This window comes from Myxococcales bacterium (assembly GCA_012517325.1).
GTDB lineage: Bacteria > Lernaellota > Lernaellaia > Lernaellales > Lernaellaceae > JAAYVF01.
This window is the reverse complement of record JAAYVF010000100.1, coordinates 26,058-42,116: the sequence shown is the minus strand read 5'-3', so window position 1 is coordinate 42,116 and position 16,059 is coordinate 26,058. Positions and strand designations below refer to the sequence as shown.

Annotated in this window: 12 protein-coding genes; 7 read left to right on the top strand and 5 right to left on the bottom strand. The window is 62.4% G+C overall.

Annotated features, from left to right (window positions below; all coding sequences use genetic code 11):
- Nucleotide 1 precedes the first annotated feature (1 nt).
- From GX444_17700 to GX444_17685, 4 genes are all read right to left on the bottom strand, one after another.
- On the bottom strand, nucleotides 2–850 hold the full coding sequence (locus GX444_17700; GenBank protein ID NLH50417.1) for a hypothetical protein: 849 nt from the start codon (nucleotides 848–850) through the stop codon (nucleotides 2–4).
- Nucleotides 847–1,272, bottom strand: a complete 426-nt coding sequence (locus tag GX444_17695; GenBank protein NLH50416.1) for a biopolymer transporter ExbD — start codon at nucleotides 1,270–1,272, stop codon at nucleotides 847–849. The genes GX444_17700 and GX444_17695 overlap by 4 nt, the downstream gene beginning before the upstream one ends.
- A complete protein-coding gene (locus tag GX444_17690; GenBank protein ID NLH50415.1) occupies nucleotides 1,259–1,873 on the bottom strand; it encodes a MotA/TolQ/ExbB proton channel family protein in 615 nt (204 codons plus the stop codon). The genes GX444_17695 and GX444_17690 overlap by 14 nt, the downstream gene beginning before the upstream one ends.
- Nucleotides 1,874–2,127: 254 nt before the next feature.
- The gene (locus GX444_17685; GenBank protein ID NLH50414.1) at nucleotides 2,128–4,509 is read right to left on the bottom strand and encodes a hypothetical protein; all 2,382 of its coding nucleotides are present in this window, start codon (nucleotides 4,507–4,509) and stop codon (nucleotides 2,128–2,130) included.
- A 174-nt stretch (nucleotides 4,510–4,683) separates the two neighbouring features.
- Between GX444_17685 and GX444_17680 the strand changes: the two genes are divergently transcribed.
- Together GX444_17680 and GX444_17675 are read left to right on the top strand one after the other, a co-directional pair.
- The gene (locus tag GX444_17680) at nucleotides 4,684–5,601 is read left to right on the top strand and encodes a DMT family transporter (GenBank protein ID NLH50413.1); all 918 of its coding nucleotides are present in this window, start codon (nucleotides 4,684–4,686) and stop codon (nucleotides 5,599–5,601) included.
- 11 nt (nucleotides 5,602–5,612) lie between these two features.
- Complete coding sequence (locus tag GX444_17675; protein NLH50412.1) at nucleotides 5,613–6,902, top strand: hypothetical protein; 1,290 nt, start codon at nucleotides 5,613–5,615, stop codon at nucleotides 6,900–6,902.
- A 381-nt stretch (nucleotides 6,903–7,283) separates the two neighbouring features.
- Here the strand turns inward: GX444_17675 and GX444_17670 are convergent, their stop codons facing one another.
- Nucleotides 7,284–7,919, bottom strand: a complete 636-nt coding sequence (locus GX444_17670) for a hypothetical protein (GenBank protein ID NLH50411.1) — start codon at nucleotides 7,917–7,919, stop codon at nucleotides 7,284–7,286.
- Between the two features lie 159 nt (nucleotides 7,920–8,078).
- On the opposite strand from GX444_17670, the gene GX444_17665 reads away from it, so the two are divergent.
- The 5 genes from GX444_17665 (at nucleotide 8,079) to dnaE (ending at nucleotide 16,048) form a co-directional block, all read left to right on the top strand.
- A complete protein-coding gene (locus tag GX444_17665) occupies nucleotides 8,079–9,008 on the top strand; it encodes a hypothetical protein (protein ID NLH50410.1) in 930 nt (309 codons plus the stop codon).
- Between the two features lie 84 nt (nucleotides 9,009–9,092).
- Complete coding sequence (locus GX444_17660; GenBank protein ID NLH50409.1) at nucleotides 9,093–9,491, top strand: hypothetical protein; 399 nt, start codon at nucleotides 9,093–9,095, stop codon at nucleotides 9,489–9,491.
- Between the two features lie 13 nt (nucleotides 9,492–9,504).
- On the top strand, nucleotides 9,505–10,965 hold the full coding sequence (guaB, locus tag GX444_17655; GenBank protein ID NLH50408.1) for an IMP dehydrogenase: 1,461 nt from the start codon (nucleotides 9,505–9,507) through the stop codon (nucleotides 10,963–10,965).
- 45 nt (nucleotides 10,966–11,010) lie between these two features.
- Nucleotides 11,011–12,561, top strand: a complete 1,551-nt coding sequence (gene guaA / locus GX444_17650; GenBank protein NLH50407.1) for a glutamine-hydrolyzing GMP synthase — start codon at nucleotides 11,011–11,013, stop codon at nucleotides 12,559–12,561.
- A 4-nt stretch (nucleotides 12,562–12,565) separates the two neighbouring features.
- Nucleotides 12,566–16,048 carry a DNA polymerase III subunit alpha gene (dnaE, locus tag GX444_17645; GenBank protein ID NLH50406.1) on the top strand — a complete coding sequence of 1,161 codons (3,483 nt, stop codon included), beginning with the start codon at nucleotides 12,566–12,568 and terminating at the stop codon, nucleotides 16,046–16,048.
- Nucleotides 16,049–16,059 lie beyond the last annotated feature (11 nt).

Sequence of the window (16,059 nt, the reverse complement as noted above, 5' to 3'; positions counted from 1 at the left end):
ATTACTCGCGGCGTTTCCAGGCCGCGATGATCTGATTGTCGGCGCACTGCAAGAGGAAGTTGCCGACCTGGATCCGGCCGGTCTTGTTCAGACAATAGGGTTGCAGGCCGGCGACCGGGCCGGTCGAGGTCAGGCGCTCCCATTTGCTGGCGTCGAACGCGCCGGCGCTCGCCGCTTTTTCCGGCTCTTTTTTCTTCGCCGCGCCACCCAGGTTGACGTCGGCGCCGATGCCGCCGCCGACGCCGTCGCCGCCGCGCCGTTTGCCGCCGCCGGGCGGCCCGCTACCCGTGCCGCCCAACGGGGCGTTCGGGTCGTAGGCCTGGCTCGGCGAGCGGCCTTCCTTGTTCGCCAGGCCGGGCAGGGCGTCCTTGAACGAAAGGTTCGACTGGTCGCTGCGCTGCGCCCCGGGTTTGTTCGGTACAGAGAAGGCGTTGGACATGTCGCCGCCGGTTCGCGCGACCGGGATCTGCGACAAATCCACCGTGCGGATCTGATCCTGCGAGGAACGGGCGAAATCCGCCGAGCCCAGCGGGTTGTCGGGCAACGATTTCGGATCGCGCATCGCCGGACGCAAATCCAGGTCGGGCACCGTGATCTGCTTTTGCGGCTCTTCCTTGAGCGGCTGCACTTCCGCCTGCGGGATGATTTTTTTCGGCTTTTCCTGGGCCAGTTCTTCCTTCGGCTTGACCGGCTCGAACATGACCTTGCCGCGTTCCCATTTGTTTTCGATCACCTTCGGTGTCAGGTAGACGACCAGGATGATCAGCAGTATGTGCAGCACCACCGATCCGGCGAACGACGACGGATATTGCCGCCACAGGGCGGGGGTTGGCGCGGTATCGACTCTCATTTCTTTTGATCTTTTTCGTCGGCCGGTTCGACGTTGATCGCGAATTTCTGCACGTTGTGGCTGCGCACCAGGTCGATGATCCGCACCACGTTGCCGTGCATCGCTTCCCGGTCGGCGCTGATCACCACCTGCAAATCCGGGGTGTTCTTCAGCCGGTTGTCGATGAATTGGCCGATCTGGTCCTCGGTCGTCGCCTCGCCGTCGAGGAACAACTCGTTGTTCTTGGTAATCACCACCGCGAACGTCTGCGGCTCCGATTTTTCCGCGGTCGCCGCCTTGGGCAGGTCGATCGGGATTTGCGGATTGGCGATGAAGGTCGCGGTCACCATGAAGATGATCAGCAGCACCAGCGTAATGTCGACCAGCGGGGTGACATTGATGGTGGTGATCGTCGTTTTGCTGTTGCCGTTACTCCCGGCCATGGCGACCCTCGGTCTGCCGCTCGGCGTAGGCCAGCACGATCTTGGCGTTGGAATCGACCTCGTCGAGCAACAACTGCGACTGGCCCTGCAGCCAGTTGAACAACACGACGGTCGGGATCGCCACGAACAGGCCGACGGCCGTGGCGATCAACGCCTCGGAAATACCGGCCATGACGGTTTGCGGCCCCTGCACGGTGGTCATGGCCAGGTCGTGGAACGCCTTGATGATGCCCATGACGGTGCCCAACAGGCCGATGAACGGGGCGTTGTTGCCGATCGTGCCCAGCACGATCAGATAGGCTTCGAGCCGGTTCTTTTCGCGAACGACGCGGCTGGCCATGATTTTTTCCATGACCACGGGCCCTTCGTGGAAATTGCGCAATCCTTCGCGCAGCACGGCGGCGTTGGCGCCATCCGCGCCTTCGACGTGGCGCAGCGCGCTGGCGACATCATCTTTTTCGAGCCAGCCCACCAGCAAGGACGGAAATTCGCGGCCCAACGTGTTGTCCCGCCGATACTGGCGGTACTTCAGAATGGCCACGGTGATGCTGAGGATCGACAGGAAGAACAGTAAATAGAGCAGCGACCGGGCGCCGACCATCGAGATGTTGAGGAGTTGTTGTTCCACGTCGCGCGATCTCCTTCGGTTTAACCGTATGCGTTTTGCTTTACCGGGTGGCGGTCGGTGTCAATGGGAGTTGATTCGGATGAATGAAAGCTGGACGACGCCGACACATGCCCCCTGGTGTTCGCATTCGAGCTTGTCGCATAACGGGCTCAAATCTGGCTATTAAAAACAACTCGTTCACCGTGCGGCAATTTACCGTTTAAACCCCGAGAAGTCAAAACGACGGCCTACGGGGCCGTGTAGTTCAGATACAAACCTTCCAGGTAGGCCGAATCGATCAAGGCGAAGTTCGCGGGATCGGTGCGCAGCCAGACAAACACAGCGTCCGTTTCGATTTCGCCCATTCCGTCGGGCGGCACAAAAGTGAAATCGCCGCCGGGCCCGAAAATCACCACGTCGCGGTAATCGTCGGCCTCGACCAGGAAGACCAGCCGGTCGCCGGCCGATATCGGCTCGACCGCCGGCAAACCGGCGGCCGCCGGAGCGACCGGATAAACGCCGAGGAAACGCGCGTCCGTGGCGGTCAGGGTGGCCGTCAATCGCGCGTGCGTTAGCAGGCCGGATTGATCGAAGGCATGCTCGGCGTCAACGGCCGTCAGCGTCATTCCCTCCGGCTGCGCCGCCAATTTGACGCGCATCGCGGCATTGGGCCGCTCCAGCAACGCGCCGTCCGGCAGCAAGGTGAACACGCCGTTGGTCGTGCCGCCGGCCTTGGTGTGCAGGAGCCAGGTGTATTCGTGCGCTTCCGGCGCCTGCACCCGATCGGCGGTCACGAAATAATCGTCGTCGATTAACAGCAGGCGACGGTCGAAATCGACCCCGCGATAGGTCGCCCGGACGCGCGCCGCGTGAAACCGCGCCGCGTCGGTGAATTCCGAGAGGGACGCTTCCACGTCCACGAACAGGTAGTACAGTCCGAACGGCGGGCCTTCACCGTCCACCAGGATCAGGTTGTGGTGCTCGGGCCCGGCGACGCGCAGCCGTTCGTCGTAATGGCCGTAGCCGGAATCGACGGCGAAGAATTCGCCGCGCGCATAAAGCATGAAACTGGTGTTGTCGGGCTGTTCGTGGCCGAGGCCGTCGAGGCGCGCCTTGCCGTGCTCGCCGTTGAGCAATCCGTACAGCGCCTCCGGGTCCCAACCGCTGCGCAACACCGCCTGACCGCCGTCCGGCAGAAACAGGCTGGGGCCGATCGTCGGCTCTTCCGGTTCGGGCAGGCCGTCGAGCAACGGCAGTTCCAGGATCGCCTTGTCGTACGTGTTTTCCGCGCAGAGCGGACTGGAGCGGTACAGCCAGGCGTAATCCGCCCGCTCGAAGAGCGCGGCCAGCACCCCGTAATCGCCGCAGCCCAGATTGCTGTCGTCGAGCGGCGGCCGGCCGCCGTCGGGCATCACCAGGCCGAACCGCCAATCGAGCAGCAGGGTTAAGCGCGGATCGGTGACCGGATCGGGAACCGGCACGACGTCCGGACGGCAGGGCGGCCACAATCGGATGCGGCAGACGTTTTTATAGGGCAGGTCGCGCCCCTGCGCGTAACGATGGTAGGCGGTCGCGAAATATAGAAAAGTCTGGAAGGTGTAATCGAGGTAGTTGGGCCCCTCGGCCTGGCCGCCGCCGGCGGGCATCTGGAAATCGAGCAGCAGGTAAGGCGCGGTGGCGAGCGCCAGATTGACGTATTTGGCGGCGACGCGCTCGCGGTTGAAGGTCAGACCCAGCATGCCCAGGCCGCTGGTCAGCTTGATCAGGTGGTTGTTCTGCAGGCCCAGGCCGATCGGCAGGGTGATGTACAGGTCGTACAGCCGTTGGGCGAAGAGCAATAGCGCAACGCGGATTTCGTCGGCCTGCGCCTCGTTGATGAATGAAAAGCCCATCAACAGGTCGAACGCGACGCAGGACGTCGTCAGCGCCTGACCGCCGAGGATCGTCCCGTAATCCCACTCGGACGGCAGCAATTCGTCGTAATTAAAGTAGATGTCGGTGGCCAGAATCGTCGCGGCCTTTTGCGCATAGTCGTCGTTGTCCAGCACCACCGCCGCCAGCGCGGCGTTGGCCGCGATCCGAGCGTTGGTGTCCACCAGCCCGAAATGGAATTCGCCCGGCGTCTGCGGCTGTTCCGGTTGGTCGGCCTGCGCCTGAACGCGGGCGAACAAGCGCACGGCGTCGGGATCGGCGGTCTCGATTTTCTGCTCGACCTGCAACCAGCCGGCGGCGTCGGTCAGCAGGCGCGGGTAGGCGGAGATTTCCGGGTGCCACATCAGGGCGTCTCCGGGATCCTCCGGATCGGTGCCGTCCAACACTTCCTGGCCGTTGGTGATGCCGTCCTGATCGTTGTCACCCAGTGGGTCAGGCGTAGTGTCGTTATCATTATCATCGTCGTTGTCATTATCATCATCGTTGTCGTCGTCATCATCGTCGTCATCAGCGAATGTATCGTTATCGTCGTCGTTATCGTTGTCGTCATTGTCGTCATTATTGTTATCGTCGTCATCATCATCGTCGGCGGGCGTCGAATCAGCGGCGGATGAATCATCGGAATCGGGCTCGGCGCAAGCAAAGGCCGAAAAAAGAAGGAGGCAGGCGAGAATCAGGGGCAACCAATTTTTTTTCATCGAATCATCCGTACGCGACAGTACCACGCTCTCCGTTCTCCGCACACCGGGCGGCCATTATACGGAGATTGGGGCATTTCGCCTAGCGACCATCGCGACCACGCGCGCGGGCTGGACATCCGGCCGATTTAATTGAAATCTCGCCCATCGAACAATCAAGCAAGGCGGCGAAACGTGACGGATCGGCGGTACGATCGGCTGGTAACTCCGGCCCTGATCTGGATTCAGGTGACCTTTGGGGCGTTTCACGTCTTCGGGAAATACGTCGTCAGCAACATGGACCCGATGGCCGTGGCCGGGCTCCGGGTGCTCGGCGCCACGCCGCTGTTGTTGTTGCTGGCCTGGAAGGTCGACCGCATCATTCCCCAGGGGCGAGAATGGTTATCGCTGGCCTTGCTCGGCTTTCTCGGGGTTTTCGCCAATCAACTGCTGTTCATCAACGGGCTCAAATTCACCACCGCGACCAACGTCGGCATCCTGATGCCGTCGATTCCCGTCTTTACTTGCGCCATCGCGGCGTTGTTCCGCGTCGAACGCATCCGGCCGGCGCAAATGCTGGGTGTCGCGCTCGCCGTGATCGGGGCCCTGGTCATGCTCAATCCGTTTCGGTTCACGCTGGGTAACGACACCACTTTCGGCAATCTGCTGATCGTCGGCAACTGCCTGGCCTACGCGGGATACCTCGTGCTGCAACGGCCGGTGCTGCGCCGCCTGCCGCCGTTGACCGTCGTCGCGTATGCCTTTCTGTTCGGCGGCCTGGGTGTGCTGGCGGTGTCCGGCCGCCACGTCCTGGCGATCGAGCCGGCCCGGATGCCCGCGCTGGTGTGGGTGGGCATCGCTTACTCGGTGATTTTTCAGACCACGATCAACTATGCGTTGACGGTGTGGGTGATGAAGCGCTCGACGCCCTCGGTGGTGTCGTCCTTCAACTCCCTGCAACCGCTGGTCGCGGCGATTCTGGCGGCGATTTTCCTGGGCGAGACCTTCGGCTGGCGCGAAGCGGCCGGATTTGTTTTGATTGTCGGTGGATTGCTCTTCGTCACGCGGCAACGGGAAGCGGCGCCGGCCGCGCCGGCCGCATCGATTCGTTGAGGGGATAAGGCATGAAAAAGAGGCTGTGGCAATTGTCGGCCCTGGCGCTGATCCTGTTGATCGCCGGGTTCGTGTTCTGGCTCAATCAGGATCGCCTGCTCGGGCACATCGTGCTGCCGAAGGATTCGCTGGCCTTCGCCGAGCAGATCAAACAGATCCGCGCCGAGCGGAAATGGTCCGACGCGACGGGCTACAAGCCCAAGCTGACGCGGCGGATTCTGCTCGAATCGCGACAAAAGGGCTGCAGTTTTCTGGTGAACAATCAGAAGCCCGAGGGCAATTTCAACTACGAGTACGATTTCGTCGCCAAGAAGCAAGCGAGCGACGACAATCAGGTCCGGCAAGCCGGCGCCCTTTGGGGCGTGGTGCTGTGCCACCAGTTCGAGCCGACGCCGGCGACGAAAGCGGCGATCGAAAAGGGTTTGGATTTCTTTTTCCGCAACACCGATCGCGGGCCTCGGGATACCCTGGCGATCTATTATCCGGGACAGAAAACCGTGGCGACGGGCACGGTGGCGCTGGTTTCGCTGGCGATCATCGACTACCTGCGCACTTCGCCGGAATTGACGCCCGAGCGCATCGCCGAATTGAACGCGAAGCTCGACGGCTATTTGAAATTCCTGAAGGCGATGCAGTTCCCGGCGGGCGATTTCAGCTACGGCACCACCCGCGGCGTCTCGGTGCGGATCGGGCGCAGCAGCCCGTATTTCGACGGCGAGGCGCAACTGGCGCTGACCAAGGCGATCAAATACCTGGACCGCCGGGAATACCTGCCCGTCGAACAAAAAGCCGCCGCCATGACCGCGAAAAAGTACACGGTCGACGCCTGGCGCAAAAAGCAGGATTCCGACCTGACCAAAAGCTTTTATCAGTGGAGCAACATGGCCTTCACCGAATATTGGCAGGCGAATTTCGAAAACGCCGCGACCTACGCCGACACCGTCCTGGCGCTCTCCTGGTGGATGGTCCACACCCATCACATTCTGAACCGCTCGCGCAACACCGGTTATGCCTACGAGGGTCTGGCGCACGCCTATCATGTCGCCAAGACGCTGGGCGACGCGCCCGCGGCGGCCGAGTTGGCCAAGGTGATCGACAAGGGCCTGTACGAACTGACCACGTGGCAGGTGGAAGGGCCGCTGTACCAGAAAAACAAATACCTGCGCGGCCATCGCACCGAGGACCCGCTGGCCGTCGGCGGCATCATGAACGCCAGCAACAAACCCGGCCTGCGCATCGACGTCACCCAGCACCAGATGCACGCCGTGATCCTGGCGCTGAAGTATCTCTATACCGAGTAGCGGGCCGCCTCCCGTCGGCGTGACCTGGCGGCCGCGATACAAATTCTCGCCGACCGTCCGTGCGCCAGCCGGAATCCACGCTGGGAGCGACAGCGACTTGCCGGGTGTAGGAGCGGCTTAGCAGCCGCGATACAAACCCTCGCCGTCTTTTTGTGCGCCAGCCGGATTCCACGCCGGGAGCGCAAGCGACTTGACTGGTGTAGGAACGGCTTAGCGGCCGCGATACAAATTCTCGCCGACTATCCGTGCGCAAGTCGGAATCCACGCCGACATCGCCAGTAACTTGATTCGTGCAAGAGTGACCTTCCGATCCCGACCTGAAAACCGGGAACATGAACTACTGGTCCGCCATAACTGTCGTTACTGGAGCGACGGAGGAAGTCACGCCTGGCGTGACGACTTCGTGTACCCTTGCCGCCGTCCGCATTCTTCGGCAAGAAGCGCTCCCGTGGAAAACGGGAAAGTGAAGAGCCACAAACCTCCCGCCGGCATGAGCGCGGGAACATAGAGAATCGCCAGGATCAGCGGCGCCAACGCCCCATGCGCGAGCAGCGCCACGCGCGCGAAGCGACCTTGCGCGGCCAGGCCGAGAAACGCGGCGGACAGGCTGAGCAAGGCATAAGCGACCGCATTGACCGCGGTGAGCGCCTTGCCGCCAACCATCGCGAAGGCATTGTCGAAGCCCGGCCCGCCGGCCAGCGCCTCTGGAACCACGACCGTCAATTGGATGATGTAGACAAAGCTGTTGAGCGTCGCATAGATCGTGGCGAAAGAAAGGGCCAACCGCGTCCAGGGACGCCGCGCGAGGCTCGCCGTTTCGTGGATCAGAGTCAGGAACCCTAACCAACTCCAGGCCAGTAAGAGCGACGGCAGAACGATTGCGAAGTGCCCCCACGGCTTGGGGAAGCCGCCCAACAACTCGATGATTTGCGTGACTTCATATCCCAGCCCGAACGCCAGGGTGCAGACGCCAAAGACCCGTTTACCGGCCTGGCCGAAACTTGACGCTTCTGTCATGATATCTCTCCTTGCCTGATCTCGGATCCGGAATAGGCCACCATACTCGATCTTTTGCCTTTCTATCCAGTCCGGGCATAATGGAAATGCGACCGCTTTTCCGGGCATTGCCTGCCCGGACCCTCTTTGCTATATTCCCCGCCCATGAAACTTGCCACGATGGATATCGGCAGCGGAACCGTTCGCGTTCTGTTGTGCCGGCTTACCGACGGGAAATTTCACCGGGAAAGCGTCAAACGGCGCATCACTCGGCTGGCGGACAATTTCGCCGGCGGGTTGATCCAGGAAGCGCCGCTGGCCCGAACCGTCGAAGCCGCGACCGAGTTCGCGCGCGAGGCCCGGGCTTTTGGCGCGGGCGAGATCCGGGTGGCCTGCACCGGTGTGACCCGGCGGGCGTCCAACGCCCCCGATTTCCTGCGGGAACTGGGCGAAAAAGCCGGCCTGAATCCGCTGGTGATCGCCGGCGAACTGGAAGCCAAGATCAGCGCGATGGGCGCCGCGGTGGAAAAAGGTTTTGCCGAGCAGCCGTTCTATCTGCTCGATATCGGAGGATTTTCCACCGAAATCGCCCGGATTCGCGGCGGCGTGCCGGAAGCGGTGGTCAGCCTGGAAGTCGGCGCCGTGGCGCTGGCCGACCATCATTTTAAAAATGACCCGCCGACCGAGGTGGAACTGGCCGCCTGTCTCGCCGAAGTGAAGGGAAAAATGCCGCAAGCGGCGCACTTGCGCACCGCCGATCCGGTCGGGCCGCTGGTGGGCACCGCCGGCACGATCACCAACCTGGCGGCGATCGACATGAGGATGGAGCGTTACGATCCGGCGCGGATCAACCAGGCGTTCTTGACCGCCCGGCGCGTCGGTGATTTGCTGAATCTGCTGGTGTCCATGCCGGCCGCCAACCGGCTGAGCCTGCCGGGCCTGGAAAAGGGCCGGGAAGACGTCATTCCGGCCGGCGCCGTTATTTGCCGCGAGGTCATGGAGTACCTGGGCATCGCGCGGTTGCTGGTCACCGAAGGCGGCCTGCTCGAGGGATTGGCCGTGCATCCGGAATGGCCTCCGAAAGACGGTGTCTTATTGACCCTGGAGTAGGGGTGCGCTACCATAACTCAACCCGATGGCTGGAGTTCAAGGGAGCAATATCGGTTTATCCGGAACGAGCAGGCGGAGGCGGATATGCAGGGGAAGTTTATTCGCGGGCAAGAGGGTAAATTCAACGCGGTCAGCGCCTTTTTTCTGCTGATCATCCTGGCCGCCGCCTTTGCGGCGGTTTTCGTTTTTCCCAAATGGACGGACAACCTTGGGGTGAAACAGGAAATGTATCGGCTGATGGTGAACGCCAGCCAGATTTCGGACCAACAGATCATCATCGAACTGGTCACGTTCGCGAACAATAAAAAGATTCCGTTAAGCCCGAGTGATGTCACTTGTTACCGGCAGGACAATCAGATCACCTGCCGGTATCAATACAAACGGCCGGTGCAAATCGCGGGATACGACCTTTTCCCGTTGACGTTTCACGCGGAGCAAACGCGCGAAATCACGGCTGTATTAAAAAAACTGACCAAACCCTAAGCGAGGAACGGGGATGCTCAATCACGATTTGAAAGAAGGGTTGACCTTCGAGGACGTCCTGTTGATCCCGTCGAAAAGCCATTTCCTGCCTTCCGAGGCCGATCTGAAAACCCGGGTGACGAAGGAACTGTATATCAACGTGCCGGTGCTTTCGGCCGCGATGGACACGGTGACCGAGGAAGAGACCGCCATTGCGATGGCGCAAGAGGGCGGCATCGGCATCATTCATAAGAACATGACGATCGACGAACAGGCGGCGCAGGTCGAAAAGGTGAAAAAAGCGCGGTCGGCCCTGATCGAGGACCCGATCACCATGCCGCCGGACGCGACGGTCCGCGAAGCCAAGCAAATCATGGCCCACTACAACATCTCCGGCGTACCGGTGATCGACAACGGCAAGCTGGTGGGCATTCTGACCAACCGCGACCTGCGGTTCGTGGAAAACGACGACGCGCCGATCTCCTCGGTCATGACCACCAACCTGGTGACGGTCAAGGTGGGCACGACGGCCGAGGAAGGCAAGCGCATGATGCACGGCAAGCGCATCGAAAAGCTGCTGGTCGTCGACGAGCACAACCACCTCAAGGCGTTGATGACGATCAAGGACATCATCAAGGCCGAGCGGCATCCCCACGCCTGCACCGATCAGCGCGGCCGGTTGCGCGTCGGCGCGGCGGTCGGGGTCGGCGAAGCCGAGCGCGACCGCGCGATCGCGCTGCTGGAAAAAGGCGTCGACGTGCTGTGCGTCGACACCTCGCACGGCCATCAGACCAACGTCTGGAAGATGATCGAATGGCTGCGCGGCAACCATCCCGACGCCCAGGTCATCGGCGGCAACGTCGCCACGGCCGCGGCGACGATCGACCTGATCAAGGCCGGCGCCACCGGCGTCAAGGTCGGCATGGGGCCGGGCAGCATCTGCACGACGCGCATCGTCAGCGGCGCGGGCATGCCGCAGATCACCGCGATCGACGATTGCGCCCGCGCGGCGGCCGAGTACGACGTGCCGATCATCGCCGACGGCGGCATCAAGTACAGCGGCGACGTCACCAAGGCGATCGCCGCCGGGGCGCACTGCGTGATGATCGGCTCGCTGTTCGCCGGCACCGAGGAAGCGCCGGGCGAGACGATTCTCTACCAGGGCCGCACGTACAAATATTACCGCGGCATGGGCAGCCTGGGCGCGATGGCGCGCGGCAGCAAGGACCGCTATTTTCAGAGCGACGTGGAATCGCCCAAGAAACTCGTGCCGGAAGGCATCGAGGGACGCGTGCCCTATCGCGGCCCGATCGGCAACGTCGTCTACCAATTGCTCGGCGGGCTGCGCTCGGGCATGGGCTACACCGGTTGCATCACCATCGAGGAACTGCGCACCAAGGCCAAGTTCGTCCGGGTGACCCACGCCGGCCTGCGGGAAAGCCACGTGCACGATGTCATCATCACCAAAGAGGCTCCGAACTATCAGATCGGCTGATTGTGACGAACCGCGATTGCTGACCTAACGGAAGCGGACGGCACCATGGACATTCATTCCGAAAAAATCCTGATTCTCGATTTCGGCTCGCAAGTCACGATGCTCATCGCGCGGCGCATCCGCGAGTTGAACGTTTATTGCGAAATCCACCCTTGCACGATGACCGCCCGGGCCATCCAAGACTTTCGGCCGCGGGGCATCGTGCTCTCGGGCAGCCCGGCGAGCGTTTATCAGGCTGACGCCCCCGATTGCGACCCGTACGTGTTCGCGGCCGGCGTGCCCGTGCTCGGTATCTGCTACGGCATGCAACTGCTGACCCGGCACGGCGGCGGCAAGGTCGCCCATTCGACCGAGCGCGAATACGGCCGGACCGAACTGACGATCCTGGACGACGGCGACCTCTTCGCCGGCTTCGACCGCGAGCAGAAGGTCGTCGTCTGGATGAGCCACGGCGACCGGGTGGACGCCCTGCCGGTCGGCTTCGCCGCTATCGCCGCGTCGGCCAATTCGCCTCTCGCGGCCATCGCCGACCGCGATCGGCGGTGGTACGGCGTGCAATTCCACCCGGAGGTGCATCACACGCCGCGCGGCCGGGAAATCCTCGCCAACTTCGTGTATGACATCTGCGGCTGTCGCCCGCTGTGGACAATGGCCAGCTTCGTCGAAACCTCGGTGCAGGCGCTCCGCGAACGTATCGGCAAGGAACGGGTGATCCTCGGCCTGTCGGGCGGGGTCGATTCGTCGGTCGTCGCGACGCTGCTCAACCGCGCGATCGGCGAACAACTGACCTGCATCTTCGTGAACAACGGCGTGCTGCGCAAAGGCGAGGCGCAACAGGTGCAGCACGGTTTTGCCAAGCACTTCGGCATCAACCTGGTGTACGTTGACGCCTCCGAACGCTTTCTGACCAAGCTGGCCGGCGTCACCGAACCGGAGCAGAAGCGCAAGATCATCGGCAACGAGTTCATCTACGTGTTCGAGGAGGAGGCGCGCAAGCTCAAAGGCGCCCGCTACCTGGCGCAAGGCACCTTGTATCCCGACGTCATCGAGTCGGTTTCCTATCGCGGCCCTTCGGCGACCATCAAGAGCCACCACAATGTCGGTGGCCTCCCCGAAAAAATGAACCTCGAACTGATCGAGCCGCTGCGCGAATTGTTCAAGGACGAGGTGCGGCAGGTCGGCCGCGAACTGGGCCTGCCGGCGGAACTCGTCGGGCGACACCCGTTCCCGGGGCCGGGCCTGGCCGTGCGCATCATCGGCGAGGTGACGGCGGAACGCGTGCGCATTCTGCAGGAAGCCGACGCGATTTTCATTCAGGAACTGCGGAGCGCCGGCCTGTACGACATGATCTGGCAGGCGCTGGCCGTACTCCTGCCCGTCAAGAGCGTCGGCGTCATGGGCGATGAGCGCACCTACGAAAACACATGCGCCCTGCGCGCCGTGCACAGCGTCGACGGCATGACCGCCGACTGGGTCCATCTGCCCTATGACGTGCTCGGCACCGCCAGCAACCGGATCATCAACGAGGTCAAGGGAATCAACCGCGTCGTCTACGACGTTTCGTCCAAACCGCCGAGCACCATCGAATGGGAATAAGCGCATGACGGCGGAATTCGTCCATCTGCACGTCCACACGGCCTATTCGCTGCTGGACGGCGCGATCAAGCTGAGCGACCTGTTCGACAAGGCGGAGCGCGACGGCCAGACAGCCGTGGCGATCACCGATCACGGCAATCTGCATGGCGTCGTGCAATTCGCCTACCAGGCTAAGAACCACAACATCAAGCCGGTGATCGGCTGCGAGGTCTACCTGGCGCACGGCAGCCGGCACGACAAGTCGAACGAGCAGCCGCGGGCCTATCACCAGGTGCTGCTTTGCGAAAACGAGGCCGGCTGGCGCAACCTCCTGCAAATCATCAACACCGCGCACCTCGAGGGCAAAACCTCGGGGCTGTTCGGCCGGCCGCGCGCCGACCGGGAGCTGCTGGAGAAGCACAGCGAAGGGCTCGTCTGCCTGTCGTCGTGCCTCTCGGGGATGGTGCCGCGCACGCTGCTCGAACTGGGTTACGACAAGGCGCTGGCGATGGCCGACTGGTATCGCCAGGTGTTCCCGGGGCGTTTCTACATCGAAATCCAACGAAACGGCCTGGAAGATCAGGAAAAGGCCAACGTCGACCTGTTGAAAATCGCCCGGGAGTTGGAACTGCCGGTCGTCGCCACCTGCGACGCGCATTATCTCGACCGCGAACACGCGCGCAGTCACGAAATTTTGCTGTGCATCCAGACCGGCGCGACGATGAACGACCCCAAGCGGTTCAAGTTCAGCTCCGACCAGATCTACTTCCGCACCCGCGCCGAGATGGCCGAGACCTTCGGCGATCTGCCGGCGGCGCTGCGCAATACCCTCGAGGTGGCGGAACGCTGCACGTTCGTGCCGCAGTTCGGCGCGGCGGTGTTCCCGGCTTACCAGACGCCGCGGGGCGAGGACTCGATTTCCACCTTCACCAAGGCGGCGCGCTCCGGGCTTTTGCGGCGCTTGAAACCGCTGCGGGAAAGCCACGACGAGCAGCGCGACGGGCCGTGGATGCAAGTGGAAAAAATCTACGCCGAACGGCTGGAAATCGAGATCGACCTGATTACGCGGAAAGGCTTCGCCGACTATTTCCTGATCGTGCAGGATTTCATCGGCTGGGCGCGGGACCACGGCATCCCGGTGGGGCCGGGGCGCGGCAGCGCCGCCGGCGCGCTGGTGTCCTACGCGCTGGGCATCACCAACATCGATCCGCTCCGTTACAACCTGTTGTTCGAGCGATTCCTGAACCCGGAACGGCAGGACAATCCGGATATCGACGTCGATTTCTGCGCCGAACGCCGCGACGAGGTCATTCGTTACGTTTCCGAAAAGTACGGCGAGGCGCACGTCTCGCAGATCGCCACCTTCGGCTCGATGAAGGCCCGCCAGGTCGTGCGCGACGTCGGCCGCGCGATGGGCTATTCGTTCGGCGAGGTCGACTCGATCGCCAAGCTGATTCCTGACGACCTGAACATGACCCTGGCCAAGGCCGAAAAGACGCCGGATGTCGAGCGGCTGCTCAAGGACGCCGAATGGGCGCGCGAGTTGTGGTTCCACGCCAGGGCGCTCGAGGGGCTGCCCCGGCACGTTTCGACGCACGCCGCCGGCGTGGTGATCAGCCGCCAGCCGCTCGGCGAATGCGTGCCGCTCATGCTCGACAAGGACGCCAACGTCGTCTGCCAGTTCGACAAGAACGACGTCGAAACCGCCGGCCTGATCAAGTTCGATTTTCTCGGCCTCAAGACGCTGACGGTCATCGACAAGACCCTGCGCATGATCCGCGAGGTGCACGGCATCGACATCGACATGGACCGCATCCCGCTCGACGACCCCGAGGCCTATGCGCTGCTGGGCCGCGGCTTGTCCACCGGCGTATTCCAGTTCGAATCGCCGGGCATGCGCGATCTGCTCGTGCGGCTCAAGCCCGATCGCATCGAGGATCTCACCGCCATCAACGCGCTCTACCGGCCCGGCCCGATCGGCTCGGGCATGATCGACGATTTCATCGCCCGCAAGAAGGGCGAGCAGAAAGTCGTCTACGACCTGGACATCCTGGGAAAAATCCTCGAATCGACTTACGGCATGATGGTCTACCAGGAACAGGTGCAGCAGGTCGCGCACGTCGTCGGCGGCATGAGCCTGGGCGAAGCCGACCTGATGCGCCGGGCCATGGCGAAGAAAAAAATCGACAAGATGGCCGCCTTCAAGGTGAAGTTTTTGGAAGGGGCGGCGCGGCAGCACCTGGCCCGCAACGCCGTCGAAAAAATCTGGGACATGATGGAAAAATTCGCCGAATACGGCTTCAACAAGAGCCATTCGGCCGCCTACGCGCTGGTCGCCTACCAGACGGCTTACCTCAAGGCCCATTATTCCTCGGCGTTCATGGCCGCGCTGATGACGATGGAAAAGAACGATTCCGACAAGATCATGGCCAAGATCGCCGAATGCCGCGACCTGGGCATCAAGGTGCTGCCGCCCGACGTCAACGAGAGCGGCCGGGAATTCACCATCAACAAGAAGGGGCAGATCCGTTTCGGCCTGGAAGCGGTGAAAAACGTCGGGGAGGGCGCGGTCCTGAGCATGATCGAGGCGCGCCAGAAGGACGGGCCGTTCAAGGGGTTGTACGATTTTTGTGAGCGCATCGACGTACGCAAGGCCAACAAGCGCGTGGTCGAAAGCCTGGTGAAGTGCGGCGCGTTCGACAGCCTGGAGCCGCATCGCGCGGCACTGCTGGCGGCGGTCGAGGGCGCGATGGATCAGGCGGTCCGCCGGCAGACGGACCGCGATTCCGGCCAGACCAGCCTGTTCGGCATGCTCGAGGCCAAGAACCCGACCGCGGCCGCGCCGGCGCTGCCCAACGTGCCGGAATGGTCGCACGACGAACTGCTGCGGTTCGAAAAGGAAGCGCTCGGGTTTTTCATCACCGGGCATCCGCTCGACGACTACCGGCTGCTGATCGACCGCTTCGCCAACGCCGATTCCGAGACTCTGCGCGACGCCACGGCCGCCCGCGAGGTGCGGATCGCCGCGGTCTTCACCGCCCTCGACAAAAAAATGACCAAGACCGGCAAGCCCATGGCGATGGGCATGGCCGAGGACCAGAAAGCGCCGTTCCGCGTCACCCTGTTCGCCGAGGCGCTCGAAAAATCGGCCGCCCTGTTGGAAAATCTCGAACAGCCCGCGCTGCTTTTCGGCAAGATCGACCTACGCGACGGCGGCAACGGCCTGCTGGTGGAAAAAGCGATTCCTCTTGTGAAAGCGCCCGAAGTATGCAGTAATGAAGTGCACTTCAACTTGCGCACGGTCGGTCTGTCCAAGGGGCAACTGCAACGGCTGGCGGAGTGCATTCATCGCCATCCCGGTTCCTGCCGGGGGGTGATTCATCTGGAAATTCCCGATCGCAGTGAGGCGACGTTTGTATTGCCAAACCGGCTGGGACTTAGTCCTTCGGATGATCTGGTCGAAGAGGTGCGAGCGATCTTCGGCCCCGGGGTGGTCAACTTTCAATGAGGGAAGCTTTT

What these genes read in the sequence shown, in the direction of transcription:
- GX444_17700 (NLH50417.1), bottom strand. Translation starts at nt 850, where the DNA reads ATGAGAGTCGATACCGCGCCAACCCCCGCCCTGTGGCGGCAATATCCG.
- GX444_17695 (NLH50416.1), bottom strand. Translation starts at nt 1,272, where the DNA reads ATGGCCGGGAGTAACGGCAACAGCAAAACGACGATCACCACCATCAAT.
- GX444_17690 (NLH50415.1), bottom strand. Translation starts at nt 1,873, where the DNA reads ATGGTCGGCGCCCGGTCGCTGCTCTATTTACTGTTCTTCCTGTCGATC.
- GX444_17685 (NLH50414.1), bottom strand. Translation starts at nt 4,509, where the DNA reads ATGAAAAAAAATTGGTTGCCCCTGATTCTCGCCTGCCTCCTTCTTTTT.
- GX444_17675 (NLH50412.1), top strand. Translation starts at nt 5,613, where the DNA reads ATGAAAAAGAGGCTGTGGCAATTGTCGGCCCTGGCGCTGATCCTGTTG.
- GX444_17670 (NLH50411.1), bottom strand. Translation starts at nt 7,919, where the DNA reads ATGACAGAAGCGTCAAGTTTCGGCCAGGCCGGTAAACGGGTCTTTGGC.
- GX444_17665 (NLH50410.1), top strand. Translation starts at nt 8,079, where the DNA reads ATGGATATCGGCAGCGGAACCGTTCGCGTTCTGTTGTGCCGGCTTACC.
- GX444_17660 (NLH50409.1), top strand. Translation starts at nt 9,093, where the DNA reads ATGCAGGGGAAGTTTATTCGCGGGCAAGAGGGTAAATTCAACGCGGTC.
- guaB (NLH50408.1), top strand. Translation starts at nt 9,505, where the DNA reads ATGCTCAATCACGATTTGAAAGAAGGGTTGACCTTCGAGGACGTCCTG.
- guaA (NLH50407.1), top strand. Translation starts at nt 11,011, where the DNA reads ATGGACATTCATTCCGAAAAAATCCTGATTCTCGATTTCGGCTCGCAA.
- dnaE (NLH50406.1), top strand. Translation starts at nt 12,566, where the DNA reads ATGACGGCGGAATTCGTCCATCTGCACGTCCACACGGCCTATTCGCTG.